The sequence below is a fragment of the Shewanella marisflavi genome (genome assembly GCF_023283925.1).
GTDB classification, from domain to species: Bacteria; Pseudomonadota; Gammaproteobacteria; order Enterobacterales; family Shewanellaceae; genus Shewanella; species Shewanella marisflavi.
The window spans coordinates 22,357-37,863 of sequence record NZ_JAKIKX010000007.1; the positions used below are offsets into that span (position 1 = coordinate 22,357).

General features: G+C 50.7%; 12 protein-coding genes. 7 read left to right on the forward strand and 5 right to left on the reverse strand.

The window, feature by feature from the left end; translation table 11 throughout:
- The first annotated feature begins 40 nt into the window (after positions 1 to 40).
- The 3 genes from L2712_RS14005 to L2712_RS14015 all read left to right on the forward strand — a co-directional run bounded on the left by L2712_RS14005 (position 41) and on the right by L2712_RS14015 (position 3,864).
- Positions 41 to 2,047, forward strand: coding sequence for a fumarate reductase flavoprotein subunit (locus L2712_RS14005; RefSeq protein ID WP_088903632.1), 2,007 nt, complete (start codon positions 41 to 43; stop codon positions 2,045 to 2,047).
- The gene (locus L2712_RS14010) at positions 2,044 to 2,775 is read left to right on the forward strand and encodes a fumarate reductase iron-sulfur subunit (RefSeq protein ID WP_248978131.1); all 732 of its coding nucleotides are present in this window, start codon (positions 2,044 to 2,046) and stop codon (positions 2,773 to 2,775) included. Before L2712_RS14005 ends, L2712_RS14010 begins: the two co-directional genes overlap by 4 nt.
- Positions 2,776 to 2,952: 177 nt before the next feature.
- Complete coding sequence (locus L2712_RS14015; protein WP_248978132.1) at positions 2,953 to 3,864, forward strand: LysR family transcriptional regulator; 912 nt, start codon at positions 2,953 to 2,955, stop codon at positions 3,862 to 3,864.
- Between the two features lie 42 nt (positions 3,865 to 3,906).
- On the opposite strand, the gene rho is transcribed toward L2712_RS14015, so the two are convergent.
- Both rho and trxA read right to left on the reverse strand, forming a co-directional pair.
- Entirely contained in the window at positions 3,907 to 5,172 is a 1,266-nt protein-coding gene (gene rho, locus L2712_RS14020) for a transcription termination factor Rho (protein ID WP_033539099.1), read from the reverse strand.
- 232 nt (positions 5,173 to 5,404) lie between these two features.
- Positions 5,405 to 5,731: a thioredoxin TrxA gene (gene trxA, locus L2712_RS14025; RefSeq protein WP_088903634.1), complete on the reverse strand. Its 327-nt coding sequence runs from the start codon at positions 5,729 to 5,731 to the stop codon at positions 5,405 to 5,407.
- 171 nt (positions 5,732 to 5,902) lie between these two features.
- Between trxA and rhlB the strand changes: the two genes are divergently transcribed.
- The 3 genes from rhlB (at position 5,903) to L2712_RS14040 (ending at position 11,409) form a co-directional block, all read left to right on the forward strand.
- On the forward strand, positions 5,903 to 7,210 hold the full coding sequence (rhlB, locus tag L2712_RS14030) for an ATP-dependent RNA helicase RhlB (RefSeq protein ID WP_033539132.1): 1,308 nt from the start codon (positions 5,903 to 5,905) through the stop codon (positions 7,208 to 7,210).
- Complete coding sequence (locus L2712_RS14035; protein WP_248978133.1) at positions 7,210 to 8,145, forward strand: Ppx/GppA phosphatase family protein; 936 nt, start codon at positions 7,210 to 7,212, stop codon at positions 8,143 to 8,145. Before rhlB ends, L2712_RS14035 begins: the two co-directional genes overlap by 1 nt.
- Positions 8,146 to 8,430: 285 nt before the next feature.
- Positions 8,431 to 11,409: a TonB-dependent receptor gene (locus L2712_RS14040; protein ID WP_033539096.1), complete on the forward strand. Its 2,979-nt coding sequence runs from the start codon at positions 8,431 to 8,433 to the stop codon at positions 11,407 to 11,409.
- A 57-nt stretch (positions 11,410 to 11,466) separates the two neighbouring features.
- On the opposite strand, the gene L2712_RS14045 is transcribed toward L2712_RS14040, so the two are convergent.
- Positions 11,467 to 12,003, reverse strand: a complete 537-nt coding sequence (locus L2712_RS14045) for a thioredoxin family protein (protein WP_033539095.1) — start codon at positions 12,001 to 12,003, stop codon at positions 11,467 to 11,469.
- A 253-nt stretch (positions 12,004 to 12,256) separates the two neighbouring features.
- Complete coding sequence (locus tag L2712_RS14050; RefSeq protein ID WP_088903636.1) at positions 12,257 to 12,838, reverse strand: nucleoside triphosphate pyrophosphohydrolase family protein; 582 nt, start codon at positions 12,836 to 12,838, stop codon at positions 12,257 to 12,259.
- 358 nt (positions 12,839 to 13,196) lie between these two features.
- Here L2712_RS14050 and nhaC point away from each other — a divergent pair, with 358 nt between their 5' ends.
- Positions 13,197 to 14,717, forward strand: coding sequence for a Na+/H+ antiporter NhaC (nhaC, locus tag L2712_RS14055; RefSeq protein WP_248978134.1), 1,521 nt, complete (start codon positions 13,197 to 13,199; stop codon positions 14,715 to 14,717).
- 46 nt (positions 14,718 to 14,763) lie between these two features.
- On the opposite strand, the gene fre is transcribed toward nhaC, so the two are convergent.
- Positions 14,764 to 15,462 carry an NAD(P)H-flavin reductase gene (fre, locus tag L2712_RS14060; protein WP_033539093.1) on the reverse strand — a complete coding sequence of 233 codons (699 nt, stop codon included), beginning with the start codon at positions 15,460 to 15,462 and terminating at the stop codon, positions 14,764 to 14,766.
- Positions 15,463 to 15,507 lie beyond the last annotated feature (45 nt).

Consider the following 15,507-nt stretch of genomic DNA (forward strand, 5'->3'; position numbering starts at 1 on the left):
TGAAAGTAATGTGATCTCTCATCCCTCGTAAGGAGCAAGTGTGAAACTGATATATACCGATTCTCTAGTCGTTGGTGCCGGGTTGGCCGGACTAAGGGTCGCCATCGCGTCGAAAGAGCGCGGCTTGGATACCCTGGTACTATCGCTGATCCCCGCCAAGCGTTCGCATTCGGCCGCGGCCCAGGGAGGCATGCAGGCCAGTCTGGGGAATACCGTTAAAGGCATGGGAGATGATGAGGACGTACATTTCCAAGATACGGTAAAGGGATCGGACTGGGGCTGTGATCAGGAAGTGGCGCGCATGTTTGCACACTGCGCCCCTAAAGCGGTGCGTGAGCTGGCCAACTGGGGCGTGCCCTGGACACGTGTCACCAAGGGGCCTCGTCAGGTGGTTGTTAATGCCGAGAAGGTCACCATCGAAGAGGCAGAAGAGGCTCATGGTCTGATCAACGCCCGTGATTTTGGCGGCACCAAGAAGTGGCGCACCTGTTATACCGCAGACGGCACCGGCCACTCGCTGCTCTACGCCGTCGACAACAAGGCGATCTCTCTCGATATCCCGGTACATGAAAGGGTTGAGGCGCTGGCACTGATCCACGATGGCAAGCGTTGTCACGGAGTCGTGGCCAGATGTTTGATCACAGGTGAACTGCGCGCCTATGTTGCTAAGTCGACCACTATTGCCACCGGCGGTTATGGCCGTATTTATGAGGTCTCCACCAACGCGATCATCTGCGAAGGAATAGGGCAGGCGTTGGCGCTGGAAACTGGCGTGGCGACACTGGGGAATATGGAAGCGGTGCAGTTCCACCCAACGGCGATTGTGCCTGTGGGGATTCTGACTACCGAAGGTTGCCGTGGTGACGGCGGCTTGCTCAGAGACAAAGATGGCCACCGTTTCATGCCAGACTATGAGCCGGAGAAGAAGGAATTGGCCTCGCGTGATGTGGTGTCTCGCCGCATGACGGAGCATATGCGTAAAGGTAAAGGGGTCGATAGCCCTTATGGTCCACACCTATGGCTGGATATTACCCTGCTTGGTCGCAAACACGTGGAAACTAACCTGCGTGAAGTCAAAGAGATCTGCGAGAACTTCTTAGGGATAGATCCAGCGAAAGATTGGATCCCCGTGCGTCCGACCCAGCACTACTCTATGGGCGGTATTCGTACCGATGCCAAGGGGCAGAGTCCGCAGCTAAAGGGTCTGTTTAGCGTAGGCGAAGCGGCCTGTTGGGATATGCACGGTTTTAACCGTCTGGGGGGCAACTCGCTGGCGGAAACGGTTGTTGGCGGCATGATTATTGGTAAGTATGTGGCCGACTTCTGTGAAGAGAATACGCTTGAGATAGATACCTCACTTGCTGAGCGTTTCGTGGCTCAGGTGCGTGATGAAATCGATGGCCTGGTCGAGGGGCAGGGCACTGAATCTGCATTTGAGATCAAGCGTGAGATGCAGCGCATTATGATGGATTATGTGGGGATCTTCCGCAATGGCCCTGAGCTGACCAAGGCGGTTAAAGAGTTAGAGGCGCTGCTTATTCGCTCGCGCAACCTTGGCCTTAAGTGTAAGAAGCGTCATGCCAACCCAGAGCTGGTGGAAGCCCTTAGGGTTAAGCGCATGCTGAAGGTAGCGTTAACCGTTGCCTGTGGCGCCGAGGCCCGTACCGAGAGTCGTGGTGCCCATGCCCGTGAGGACTATCCTCAGCGTAACGATAAAGAGTGGCTTAACCGCACGCTCTCCTCCTGGCCAAGCGTTGATGCGACGCGACCAAAGCTGGATTATGAGCAGCTGGATGTGATGAAGATGGAGTTGCCACCTGGCTATCGCGGTTATGGCATCAATAACGCGATTGCGCATCCAGATACCGAGAAGCGTGAAAAAGAGATCGTCGAGATCCTCAGTAGCCTGGGTGATAACGCCGATCGCTATGAGCGTCAGCACGCCTTGATGCCATTTGAAGTACCAGAATCCCTTAGAGAAAAGAATGAGCGTTTGCATGATAAGCCGCTCGGAACTAGCAAGCAGCTTGGAGAAGAAAGCAAATGAGTCAGGGCCGTACACTAACTTTTAACATTTTTCGTTATGACCCTCAGGTGCCAGACGATAAGCCCAAGATGGTCAAGTATCAGCTGGAAGAGGCGCCGGGCATGACAGTCTTTATTGCGCTGAATATGTTGCGGGAGCAGCAAGACCCCTCTTTGCAGTTCGATTTCGTTTGCCGCGCCGGGATCTGCGGCAGCTGCGCCATGGTGATTAATGGTTATCCGACCTTGGCCTGCCGTACGCTGACCAGCAAATATCCTAAGGGTGAGATCACTTTAATGCCCCTGCCTGGCTTCGAGCTGATCGGCGACCTGTCGGTCAATACCGGTAAGTTTATGCGCGAGCTGGCGGAGCGTCTCAAGCTTTGGCTGCATCCGAGAAGCGACGAGGTGGATATTCATCGTATGGAGGCGCCTATGGCGCCAGAAGAGGCCGCTAAACTTTATGAGTTGGAGCGCTGTGTCGAATGTGGCGTGTGTGTCTCGGCCTGTGCCACTAAGCAGATGCGCGACACCTTTGTCGGTGCTGTGGGTATGATGAAGATCGCCCGTTTCGAGCTCGACAGCCGTGATGCCCGCAGCGTAGAAGATTTCTACCATGTGATCGGTAATCAGGATGGGGTGTTTGGTTGTATGACGCTGCTGGGCTGTCAGGACAACTGCCCTAAAGATCTGCCACATATGCAGCAGATTGCCTATCTCAGACGCAAGATGGCGACCGCGCTAGTATAAGCCGATAGTGCTAAGCCATTTGTGCCAACCTCTGTTAAAAAGCCTGCTAAGCAGGCTTTTTTTATTGCCATTTATTTACTTTTATCAAAAATATTTTGATAAAAGTAAGGTTTTTGACCAGTCTATGCTTAATTGGGGACACAGACAGAGAACGCCTAAGACGGTGGGAATGTGGCGATGCAAGTTAATGATCTATTGTTATTTGTGCGAGTTGCCGACTGTGGCAGTTTGACCGCGGCAGCGGTGGAGTTGGAGATCTCTGCGGCGGTGGCTAGTGCTGGGCTGAAACGGTTGGAGAAGGAGCTAGATACAGTGCTCTTTATTCGTAGCACCCGAAGCCTGCGGCTGACGGATGCGGGTGAGCGCTACCTCAGTTATTGTCGCCGTGCGCTGGAGGATCTTAGGTTAGGGGAGCAAGCCCTTGCTTCTGCCAAGTCGCAGATCGCCGGCAAGCTCAGCATAGCGCTTCCTTCTGATGCCGGGCGTAACTTTATCTTGCCCTGGCTGGACAGCTTGATGGATGAATACCCCAGGTTACAGCTAAGGCTGCATCTGGCAGACAGTCTGACTAACTTTTATCATGACAAGATAGATGTGGCGCTGCGTAGCGGTACGCCCAAAGATTCGAGCCTGGTCGCCTTTAAGATCTGTGCTGCAGAGCGTATCTTATGTGCCTCGCCTGAGTACCTTAAGGCCCATGGTCGCCCAGAGAGCCTTAGGGATCTGGAACATCATAACTGCTTGTTCTTTATGTTAGATGAACGAACCCATGATCAATGGTGTTTCTATAAGGATGGAGAGACTCATAAGGTCCAGGTTTCGGGTAACCGGACTTGCAACGATGCCGAGGTGGCACGTAAATGGGCGTTGGCGGGTAAGGGGATCGTCTATAAGTCCTCGCTGGATCTGGCTGAGGATTTGGCCGCGGGGGCCTTGGTGCCGCTAATGAGACAATATAGTGGCGAGAGTGCCGACCTGTATCTGGTGTGCCCTGGCCGGCAACATGTGACGCCTGTGGTGCTGGCCCTGCGAGATGACTTGCGGCGCCGCTGTCAGCAAAGGCTCAAGACTTTTGAGGCAGCGCTATAAAAAAAGCCGCATTAAGCGGCTTTTTTTATTCTGAATATGTCTTTATGACTTCGCGCGTTTCATCGCGGTAAAGAACTCTTCATTGGTCTTGGTCATGGCAAGTTTGTCGATGAGGAATTCCATGCCGCTGACTTCATCCATAGGGTTGAGGATCTTACGCAGGATCCACATCTTCTGTAGCTCTTCTGGTGTGGTCAGCTTCTCTTCGCGACGTGTACCTGAGCGGTTGAAGTCGATGGCCGGGAAGACACGCTTTTCGGCGGCCTTACGAGACAGGTGAAGTTCCTGGTTACCGGTACCCTTAAACTCTTCGTAGATCACTTCATCCATCTTAGAGCCTGTATCAACCAGTGCAGTGGCGATAATGGTTAAGCTGCCGCCGTGCTCGATGTTACGTGCTGCGCCGAAGAAGCGCTTAGGACGATGTAGGGCGTTAGCATCCACACCACCGGTAAGTACCTTACCAGATGAAGGGATCACTGTGTTGTAGGCACGCGCCAGACGGGTAATAGAGTCCAGCAGGATCACCACATCTTTCTTGTGTTCAACCAGACGCTTGGCCTTCTCGATCACCATTTCGGCAACCTGTACGTGACGGCTTGCAGGCTCGTCGAAGGTTGAGGCAACAACTTCACCTTTCACCAGACGCTGCATCTCGGTCACTTCTTCAGGACGTTCGTCGATCAGCAACACCATGAGCACAACTTCTGGGTTGTTGTAGGTGATGCTTTGAGCAATGTTTTGTAGCAGCAGGGTCTTACCGGCCTTTGGTGGCGCGACGATTAGGCCACGCTGTCCCTTACCTATAGGTGAACAGAGGTCGAGAATACGGGCGGTAATATCTTCGGTTGAACCGTTACCACGTTCCATACGGATACGTTCTTCTGCATGAAGTGGGGTTAAGTTTTCGAAGAGGATTTTGCTGCGGGAGTTTTCGGGTTTGTCGAAGTTAACTTCGTTGACTTTCAGTAGTGCGAAATATCGCTCGCCTTCTTTAGGGGGACGGATTTTACCGAAAATGGTATCACCGGTGCGCATGTTGAAGCGGCGAATCTGACTCGGTGAAACATAAATATCATCTGGTCCCGCTAGGTAAGAACCGTCTGCACTTCGCAGGAAACCAAAACCGTCTTGCAGGATTTCTAATACCCCGCCACCGAAAATATCTTCACCGCTTTTGGCGTGGGCTTTAAGGATTGCGAAAATAATGTCCTGTTTGCGGGCTCGGGCCATGTTATCGATTTTCATTTCCTGAGCCAGGATGACCAGGTCCGAAATCGACTTCTCTTTTAATTCTGATAAATTCATTGTGGTGGGTCTTGTATATTGCGAGACAAAGCTATCTATAGACTAATAGCAATTAAAGTTGTTTGGATATTAATCGAAATAGCGAGGTGTGGTTAATGAGAAAGTTTCTGGTTATTAAAGTAGCACTATCGAAGCGAGGCGTCTAGAAATTTAGCGACCCTCGACACAATTACTTGGCTAAGCTGTGTCGAGAATCACTTTCTATGACAAAAATGTCATAGTGGTCGAGGCATTATAGTTGTGCGTCGATGAACTCTTTCAGTTGAGTCTTAGAAAGCGCGCCCACTTTAGTGTCGGCTAGCTCACCGTTTTTGAAGATAAGTAGTGTTGGGATACCACGTACACCGTATTTAGCCGGTGAAGCGTTGTTTTGATCCACGTTTAGCTTAGCGATAGTTACCTTGCCTGCGTACTCGTCTGCAACGTCATCTAGGATTGGCGCAATCATTTTACAAGGGCCACACCATTCAGCCCAGAAATCAACAAGGACTGGGAGGTCTGATTTCAAAACGTCGTTTTCAAAGCTGTCGTCGCTTAAGGTAATAATTTTATCGCTCATGATGTTCTCCAGTTAGGTTGCCATTGCTGGTTTGTTAATGGCTTAAGCTGTATATTGGGTCTGAAATTCGCTTTTCAAGAGTTATTCGCGGCTTTCAACGGTCTTTTTTTATTAGCCGTTATTTCAAACGATCGAGTTCCTTATTGCAACCCTAACTGGTATGCTTGCGCTATGAGCGAAACACATTTAACAAATCAAAAGTTTGCCGACTTTTCTCTACATCCAGAGATACAACAGGCACTAATCGAAAGCGGCTTTGAATATTGCACGCCTATCCAGGCATTATCATTACCGATTTTACTCCAGCATAAAGATATCGCAGGTCAAGCACAGACAGGTACAGGTAAAACTCTGGCTTTTCTGGTCGCCACTTTCAATCATCTGCTAACCACTCCGATCCCTGAGGGACGTCAAACTAATCAGCCTAGAGCCATAGTGATGGCGCCGACTCGCGAACTGGCCATTCAGATCGCCAAGGACGCTAATTTACTGGCAAAACATACCGGCCTTAAGGTGGGTATTGTCTATGGCGGCGAGAGCTACGATGTGCAGCGCAAGGTGTTAGATAAAGGCGTTGATATCTTGATTGGTACCACGGGACGTATCATAGATTACGTGCGCCAGGGTGTCATTAACCTCAATACCATTCAGGCAGTGGTATTAGATGAGGCCGATCGCATGTTCGATCTTGGCTTTATCAAAGATATTCGCTTCCTTTTCAGACGCATGCCAGATGCCAATGCGCGTTTGAACATGTTGTTCTCGGCAACCTTATCGATGAAGGTGCAGGAGCTGGCTTATGATCATATGAATGATCCTGAGAAAGTGGAAATTGCCCCAAGCGAAAAAACCTCGAAGAATATTACTGAAGAGATCTTCTATCCTTCACAGGAAGAGAAGATGCGCTTGCTGCTGACCTTGATTGAAGAAGATTGGCCTGAAAAAGCGATTGTATTCTCTAACACTAAGCACAGCTGCGAAAATCTATGGGCGCATCTAGAAGGTGACGGTCATCGCGTTGGCTTGCTTACTGGTGATGTGCCACAGAAGAAGCGTATTCGCATTCTTGAGCAGTTCACCTCTGGCGACTTAGATATCTTAGTGGCAACCGATGTTGCGGCGCGTGGATTACATATTTCTGATGTGTCGCACGTTTACAACTATGATCTTCCAGATGATTGCGAAGATTATGTACACCGTATCGGTCGTACTGGGCGTGCAGGTCAAAAAGGGGTCTCTATCAGTTTCGCTTGTGAAGAGTACGCCCTCAACCTGCCGGCTATCGAGAGTTATATTCAACATAGCATTCCTGTGACCAACTACGACAGCGAGGCGCTGCTCGATGATATTCCACCACCGGTGCGTATTCATCGTAAGCATGCCCCACGTCCTGCCGGGCGCTCTGGTAGCGGTAAACCCCAAGGTGGTCGTCCGGGCGCACGCCCAAGACGCCATGATAGGACGCGTAGACACAGTTAATGAAGCACAACGGCGTCAGCTCCTTATATGCGGCCATTACATTAGGCTCGAATAGTTTCAATATGCTGGTGGCGAAAACCCATGCCGGCAAGCCAAAAGTAGTGGCCAAGTATAAGCGTAAGGTGCGCCTTGCCGAAGGCATAGGTGCCGACGGCGTGCTCTGCCCTGAGGTGTTTGAACGTGGTCTGGATTGTCTGCAGATGTTCTCGCAGATGCTAGATCATGAAGGGGTCAGTCGAGACAATATTGCCGTTATTGCTACGGCAACCCTGCGCAGTATTAGCAACGCAAAAGCCTTTTGCGATGCAGCATTACCTATACTCGGTCAACCTATAGAGATCATCTCTGGTCTGCGCGAAGCAGAGCTTATCTACCAGGGGATGGTTGCCACCACCCAGGGGGAGGGTCGACGTTTAGTGATCGATATCGGCGGTGCCAGTACCGAGTTCATCATAGGTGATGGCAGTAAGGTGCTGCTAAAGACCAGTCTGCCCATGGGCTGTGTCACCTTTAATGACAAGTTTTTCAACAGCTTTCCCTTTCAGCAACTGGATTTCGATGCGGCGCAAGGCCAGGTCGAAGCTGCGTTGGGTGACTATCGTAAGCAACTGACCGATTATGGCTGGCATGGTGTCGTCGGTGCCTCAGGCACGGTACAATCTGTGGTTGAACTGCTTAATGATCGTGGCTTGTCAGCCACCATTACCCCCGAGGTGCTAGGTCAGCTCAGGGAAGAAGTATTAGCGCAAACCGATGTCAGCATGCGCGACATTCGCGGCCTGCATAGCGAACGGGCTCCCACTTTTGCCGCTGGACTTGCCATCTTGTCAGCCCTGTTTAACCTGCTCGACATTCAGTCGTTAAATCTCTCTGGCGGCGCGCTAAGAGAAGGTGTGTTACATCAACTTGCCCAGCGAGTGCAGGCAGCGCATTAAGTTTTATTCGACAATTCCTGACATCTGTTTAAACCTTGGTGATCTTACTTTCGCCGTACATCCCCCCATCGTCATCCAGTAAAATATTAATTTTCAGCAACTTATATTAATTCTTCTCTCTCTATCTTGCCGATTACTTTCTCTAAATACATTTGTATATTGGAGATTGTATAAAATATGTATTCTGTGTTATGTTTTTGTTGCGTTCAGGGACTGTACCCATAAACCCCACAATTAATTGCCTTGGACGTCTGCAAAATAATAAAGAGAAGGGAGATAAAACTTATGTCAGGAAGTAACGCGAGTAAGCGTTTTGCGCCGAGAATGACCCTAGCGGCAATCGCCGTAGGCTCGGTGCTAATGCTATCTACGCCTGCAGTTATGGCGGCCGATGGCTTCGGTACGATCAAAGGGCATATCACCAGTTCTGTTGGCGCCGATGTCAACAATGCCAAGGTGATCATCAGACACGAAAGCAAAGGGATAGTGAAGGAGACGACCACAGGCGCAAATGGCAGTTTCTCATTGAAAGGCCTGCCAATTGGTAATTACACCATCACTATTGTTAAAGATGGCTTCTACCAGGTACAAGAGCAGCATGTGGCTGTGACTGTGGGTAATGCCCTGACCTTTGATGTGGCGCTAGATGCACAGAACAGTGAAGTGGAACGCATCGCGGTCACAGGTGCACGTATTAGCCGTGTGGATACCTCAAGCACCACCAACTCTCAGGTGATCTCAATCGAGGAGCTGAATCAGCTGCCAGTTGAGTTAGACTCAACCTCAATTGCCCTCCTAACCCCAGGTGCGGTAGCGGGTGATAACGGTTTTGGCGGCGTGGCCATTGCCGGTTCGTCGGTGGCGGAGAATGGCTACTACTTGAATGGTTTAAACATTACCGATCTGCGTAAGGGCATGGGCGATATCGATCTGCCTTGGGAAGCCATTGCGCAAACTGAGGTACAAACCGGTGGTGTGTCGGCAGAATATGGCCGATTCATCGGTGGTGTAGTCAACTTGGTGTCTAAGTCGGGTGACAACGAGTGGACGTTTGGTGCCAAGGCCGAAATTGCCCCTGATGCTCTGGCCGAGCCTATGCCACGTATGAAAGATGACGGTAGCATAGAAAAGGTATCTGATGCCTATTGGCAGGAAACCGAATATAACCTTTGGGCGTCAGGTGCGATTGTTGAGGATAAGTTGTTTTTCTACGGCCTGTGGAATCCCTATGGTGAGGAAGAGACAGCCTATAGTGAGACCACGCTGCGTGATAAAGAGTGGGATACCAACCGCTGGTTTACTAAGGTCGATTGGTTTATCCATGAAGATCACTCCCTTGGTGTGATGGCTTTTAGTAACGAAGGGGATTATGCCAGTACTCAGTATCGCCGCGCAGAAGATGGTAGCCGCGGAGAAGCGATTGGTCTGACCGAAAGCACCTACGGAGGCATCGGCTGGAACGCGCAATACACGGGTTATCTCAGTGACGATGTGACCTTATCGGCCATGTATGGTGAGATCACACAATCGACCAAGGACAACTCAGGCACGCTGGATCAATCAACCTATGAAGATTACCGCTCTGGCAGCTATCAGCGTCTTGGTGACTGGGTGGGTTATGGTTCCTCTGAAACCGAAGATAAGCGAATCACTTATCGTATCGATCTTGACTGGGTGGTCGGAGACCATACCCTGCGTGCAGGTTATGACTACGAGCGTTTAGAGATCGCCGATTTCTATACACCGAACGGCGACGGTTGGTATGAGTATTACACCGCAGGTGCCGATAACGCCTATGGCTTAGCCGAAGGGACAGAATACGCGGATCTGCGTATCTGGGGTAAGGCAAGTGAGACTGAAAACGTACACACCGCCCTCTATGTGTCAGACACCTGGATGGCAACCGATACGGTGACAGTGAACCTTGGTGTGCGTTATAGCGAGTTCAGCAATACTACCGGTTCTGGCGAGAAGTATGTTGACCTAGATGGCCAATTTGCACCGCGTCTGGGTGTGACCTGGGATGTGGTGGGTGACGGCTCAAGTAAGCTGTATGCCTCATATGGTCGATACTTCCAGCCTGTATCGCCTAACACTAACCTACGTATGGCGTCTGCTGCCTACGATTCACATATCGTGAGTCATCTTAACGGCGTAAATGCCGATGGTTCGCCGATCTTAGGTGATGAGATCTCTCGCCGCGTGGTGGCCGACGGCACTGTACCCGATGCCGACCAGTTGTTTAACAACAAGGCGGGGTCTATGTATTCGGATGAGTTTGCCCTGGGTTTCCAGCAGCAGCTTAACGATGACTGGGCCGTGGGGATCCGCGGTGTCTATCGCGACCTGAAGCAGTCGATTGAAGATGTCTCCTTTAACTACGGGATGAACCAGTGGATCAAGGAAAACTATGATTCTTCTTGGTATGCAGGTAATGGTGAGACCCGCGCCGAAGACTACTTCGTTGGTGGTTGGTTCCCGACGCTCACTAACCCCGGCATCGGCACTGAGATCAATTATGATGTGGATGGTGACGGCGTTAAAGAAACAGTTAATGTAACCGCAGATCAGATGGGCTTCCCAGAGGCGACTCGCACCTACAAGGCGATTGAGCTTAGCTTTAGCGGTAACGTGACCGAAGACTTTACCCTGAACGGTTCATATACCTGGTCTAAGAGTGAAGGTAACACAGAAGGTCTGGTGCGTTCAGATAACGAGCAGGCGGATCCGGGTTGGACGACCTCTTTCGATTACCCTGAGTTGATGGATAACGGTGAAGGTTATTTGCCAAACGACAGACGTCATAACTTTAAGCTCTACGGTGTGTATCACATCACAGATGACTTGAGTGTTGGTTTTAACTCTTACCTGCAATCTGGCCGTCCAATCAATGCCTTTGGTGTGCATCCAGCGGATCAAGGTTATTGTGTGCAGGCGATTGCCATCGATGGCACCTGTTATGGTCGTGACTGGTACGGCGCGTCATCTTTCTATGCTGATGGTGTAGCGGCACCGCGTGGCAGCATGGGACGCACAGATTGGGTCTACAACATAGATCTTAACCTGTCTTACACCATGGACTTTGAAACTGCGGGACGCCTGAACTTCAAGTTGAATGTGTATAACCTGTTCAACTTCGATGGTATTACCGGTGTGGATGAGCAGTATGAACTCGACAGTGGCGATAAGAACATTCGCTACGGTTATGCCGATAGCTTCCAGAGCCCAAGGTATGTTCGTGCATCAATACGTTACGATTTCTAATCGTTATGGATAGCAAAAAGGCCGCATTTGCGGCCTTTTTTATGTCATGAAGCGGGATTACTTAAGGATCTTCGCTAAATCCACTTCTAAAGAGATCTCCGGACGTTCAACGATGCGGCCAATCTCTTTGCCATCTTGCTTAACGATGAAGGTTGGAATGCGGGTAAAGTCATACTTGGCCGCCAGACCTTCAGGGTCTTGCTTCTTACGGTCTACCCCAATGTAACTCACCTTGATGTTAGGGTTGTTAAGCGCTTCAATGATGCGGATAAAGCGTGGGGTTTCTCGGTGACAATCTGGGCACCAGGTACCTATGATGACCACAATCTCAGTTGGTGTTTGCAGCTGCTTTAGTGGTTCGATCGCCTTAGTGTCGACCTGATACTCAGCGTAGCCTTGAACGAAATCTTCTAGTTCAGTGACTAAGGTTTGGGCTTGAACTTCGCCGGTTAGTATCACTTCCTGTTTCTCCTCACTGCAGGTGGCGATAAAGCCTTCCTGCTTTTCATCGAATGCACAGCCATTATTTGCCAGTGCCTGAGTGCTAAAGAATAGCGCTGTAGTGGCAAGTAATGCTTTAATATTTTTGGTCATAGATAGTACCTCAGGCCAGTAGACAAAAACCAGAATCGATAATCAAATTCATCTTGTCTCTATTCAATCATCTAAGTGGCACCGAGAGTAGCATCAATGCGGCTAGCTGTTAACTGGATCACGCCAAGGAGATAAGCTTGCTGCTAGGGTTCACACCTTTGTAATGCAAATTATTGTATTTCATGCAATTAACAACAAGCTATTAACTTGGGCAGATTGAGGCTTCGGCAGTTGCCGACGCCTCACGCTAGGTTTATGTGTTGCTCACCAGTTTGCTAAGGTCGGCAGGGCGGTAGTAGACAGATTTGAGCACCTTACCCTGGCGCACGACTTTACCGGCCATCTCCACATCCTTAGCACATTTGGCGATGATGAAATCGCCCTTGCGGCTGCCGACAATCTCTACTCCCTGCTTGGCGTAGTGAGCGATAGTCTCTTCCAGCTCTTGCTCGTTACGGCAAACCTTACTCATGTTGCTCGAGTGCACCTCGTCCCAACAACGGATGAAGTCGATGTCACGATTCTTGGCCACGTGGAGCAGGAGATCGATCACATAGCTGATCTCCAGGCGATCATTAACTTGCTTGGCACCGAGATGCACCAGGCGGCCCATGAGTACATAAACCGAATCGACAATCGCGTCAGCCTGTTCAACGCGGCAGTCGGCTTCGGCCAGTTCGGTCAATTCTTCGATGGCGAGCGAGGTGTGCAGTGTATCGGCCTGTTCATCCAGAGTGCTTGCATCTTCGATAGGCAGATCGAACGTTGCGCGGAACTGGTGAATGTCGCGGTAAAGGTGGTCGTATAGGGGCTGATCGAGTGCGGTCAGTTTCATCGCTGGGCCTTAAGTGTCAGTTTGAGTGGCGGCAATTTTAATTTAATGGGCGGCCAATTGAAAGGTGATGTCCAGTGAGCAACAGGTGCAAGGGCGTGAAGTTTTTTACCTTGTGCTGAAATAGAGAGATATGTGGTTTTCCTGCATAACTAGCCTGTAATTAACTGATGAGATGAATGGTTACGCTCGCTTATGCTTAATCTCTGTGTTAAAGCCTGAGTAAACGCCCTTTGTGGTCTGGACTGAATTGTTAAAAATGTGTAACTATGTTCGGCCCCTGTGGTGAATACACCGCTTTGGCTTATTTACACCTGGGGTGAAAAATTGGGAAAAACCATAATTATAATAAGGACTAACCATGACTTCTCATCAGCAGTCGCCAGGCTCTCATGGCAGAGATGCGAGTAACGCTCCCACAGGTAAACACAAGCAGCCGACGCTTCTCGATGCCTTGATCCCCATCATCGCCTTAGTGTGCATGCTCACCGCGTCTGTGTATCTGTTCTCGTCTGACAGCTCCTACGGCGCCAACCAGATAGCCCTCATCATGGCAGCCTGTATTACCTTGGTTATCGGGGTGAAAAATGGCTACAGCTGGAAGGAGATGGAAGCGGGTATCGTTAAGAGTGTCTCCTTAGCCACCGGCGCCCTGTTGATCCTGTTCTCGGTCGGCTCGCTGATCGGTACCTGGATCTTATCGGGTACTGTGCCCACCATGATCTTCTATGGCATGAAGATCTTAAACCCAGAGTATTTCTATGCCGCTTCCTGCCTACTGTGCGCCGTGGTGGCCCTGAGTATAGGTAGTTCCTGGACGGTGGCCGGTACCTTAGGTATCGCCTTAATTGGTGTGGCTGGTGCCATGGGGCTCAGCGTCGAGATCACCGCAGGGGCGATTATCAGTGGTGCCTATTTTGGTGACAAGATGTCGCCCATGTCTGACACCACTAACCTGGTACCAGCCGTTGCTGGCACTGAGTTGTTTAGCCATATTCGGCATATGGTGTGGACCACTACGCCCAGCATATTGTTGGCATTGATAGGTTTTTTGTTTATCGGTCTTAACAGTGACAGTAGCGGCGCGGTGACGGATCTGGCCGCGACCATGTCGCGCATCGAAGCTCAGTATCATCCAGGCCTGCATCTGCTACTGCCCTTGCTGGTGGTCTTAGTGTTGGCCTACAAGAAGTTGCCCGCTTTCCCGACGGTGATCTTGGGGACTTTGGCCGGTGCCATCTGCGCGGCACTGTTTCAGTTCGATGGAGTGATTAAGTTTGTCAACGATGATAGCCTGCCCACTATGGTCGCCTTAGTAAAAGGCATATGGGTGGCTATGTTTGATGGCTATACCGCCGATACGGGAGATAAGACGCTCGACAGTCTGCTGAGCCGTGGCGGCATGAGCAGCATGGTCAACACCGTCTGGTTGATCCTCTGCGCCATGGCCTTCGGCGGCGTGATGGAAAAAACCGGTCTGTTGCAGCGTCTACTGCAAGGGGTATTAGGCTTAGTAAAATCCAGCGGTAGTCTGATTATTACTACCTTGGCCAGCTGTATCGGCGCGAATCTGATCACAGGTGATCAGTTTATCGCTATCTTGCTGCCGGGTCGTATGCTTAAGGTCGAGTATGAGAAGCATGGTCTGGCGCCGGTTAACCTGAGCCGGGCTCTGGAAGACTCAGCGACCATCACCAGCCCTCTGGTACCCTGGAATACCTGCGGTGCCTACATGGCGAGCACCCTAGGGGTCGCGACCATCGCCTATCTGCCCTTTGCCTTCTTTAACTTAGTCTGTCCTTTTATCAGCGCGGCGTATGCCTATTATGATTTCAAGATTGAACGACTAGAAGAGAATGAAGGCATGGAGGCCGTGGTTTAAAGAAGTGGCTTAGCCCTGACTAAGTGTCAGGGCTAAATTGAGTTTGCTATTTGATAAAGGCGAAGGCATCGCCATAGAGATGCTGCTCTTCGACGCCTATTTCGCGAAACACTTCGCGGGCGGCGCCAACCATGTCGAACCGGCCGGCGATATAGATGTCGTAGCCGTTGAGGCTGACGTAGTCCTGTTTTATCTGGGCCAGCAGGTTGGCTGTCTTACCCTGCCACTCGGGTGTCGATTCTTCAACCACAGGGACAAAGTTCAGCCAAGCGTTATCTTGGTGCCATTGGCGGGCCAATGATTCGTAGTACATGGCGTCCTGGTTACGACAGCCCCAGTAGAGAGTGGTTTCTACTTTCTGCCCTAAGGCGATCATCTGCTCGACGATGCTCTTGATGTAAGAGAAGCCAGTGCCACCGGCGATCAGTAGACGGGGTCTGTGGCTTTCGCTACGCAGGAAGGCTTCGCCGCCCGGAGCCTCGATATCGATATACTCGCTCTGTTGCAAGCGCTCAACTACCTGCATGGGGTAGCTCTCGCTGACCGCTGCGCCGATATGCAGTTCGATCTGATCGCTGCCTGGCGCCGAGGCGATAGAGAAGGGACGTTTATCTTTTTCACCCATTACGACGCAAAGGTACTGACCAGCCTGAAATTCGAAGCTGGTTTCTGGGGTTAATGCTACCTGATAAACGGCATCATTAAAGGCGGTAACATGTTCAACTTTACAGCGTATGGTGTTCATTGGTTTTCCTTTCAGACCCTCTCTGTGGAGGTTTAGCACCTTTGA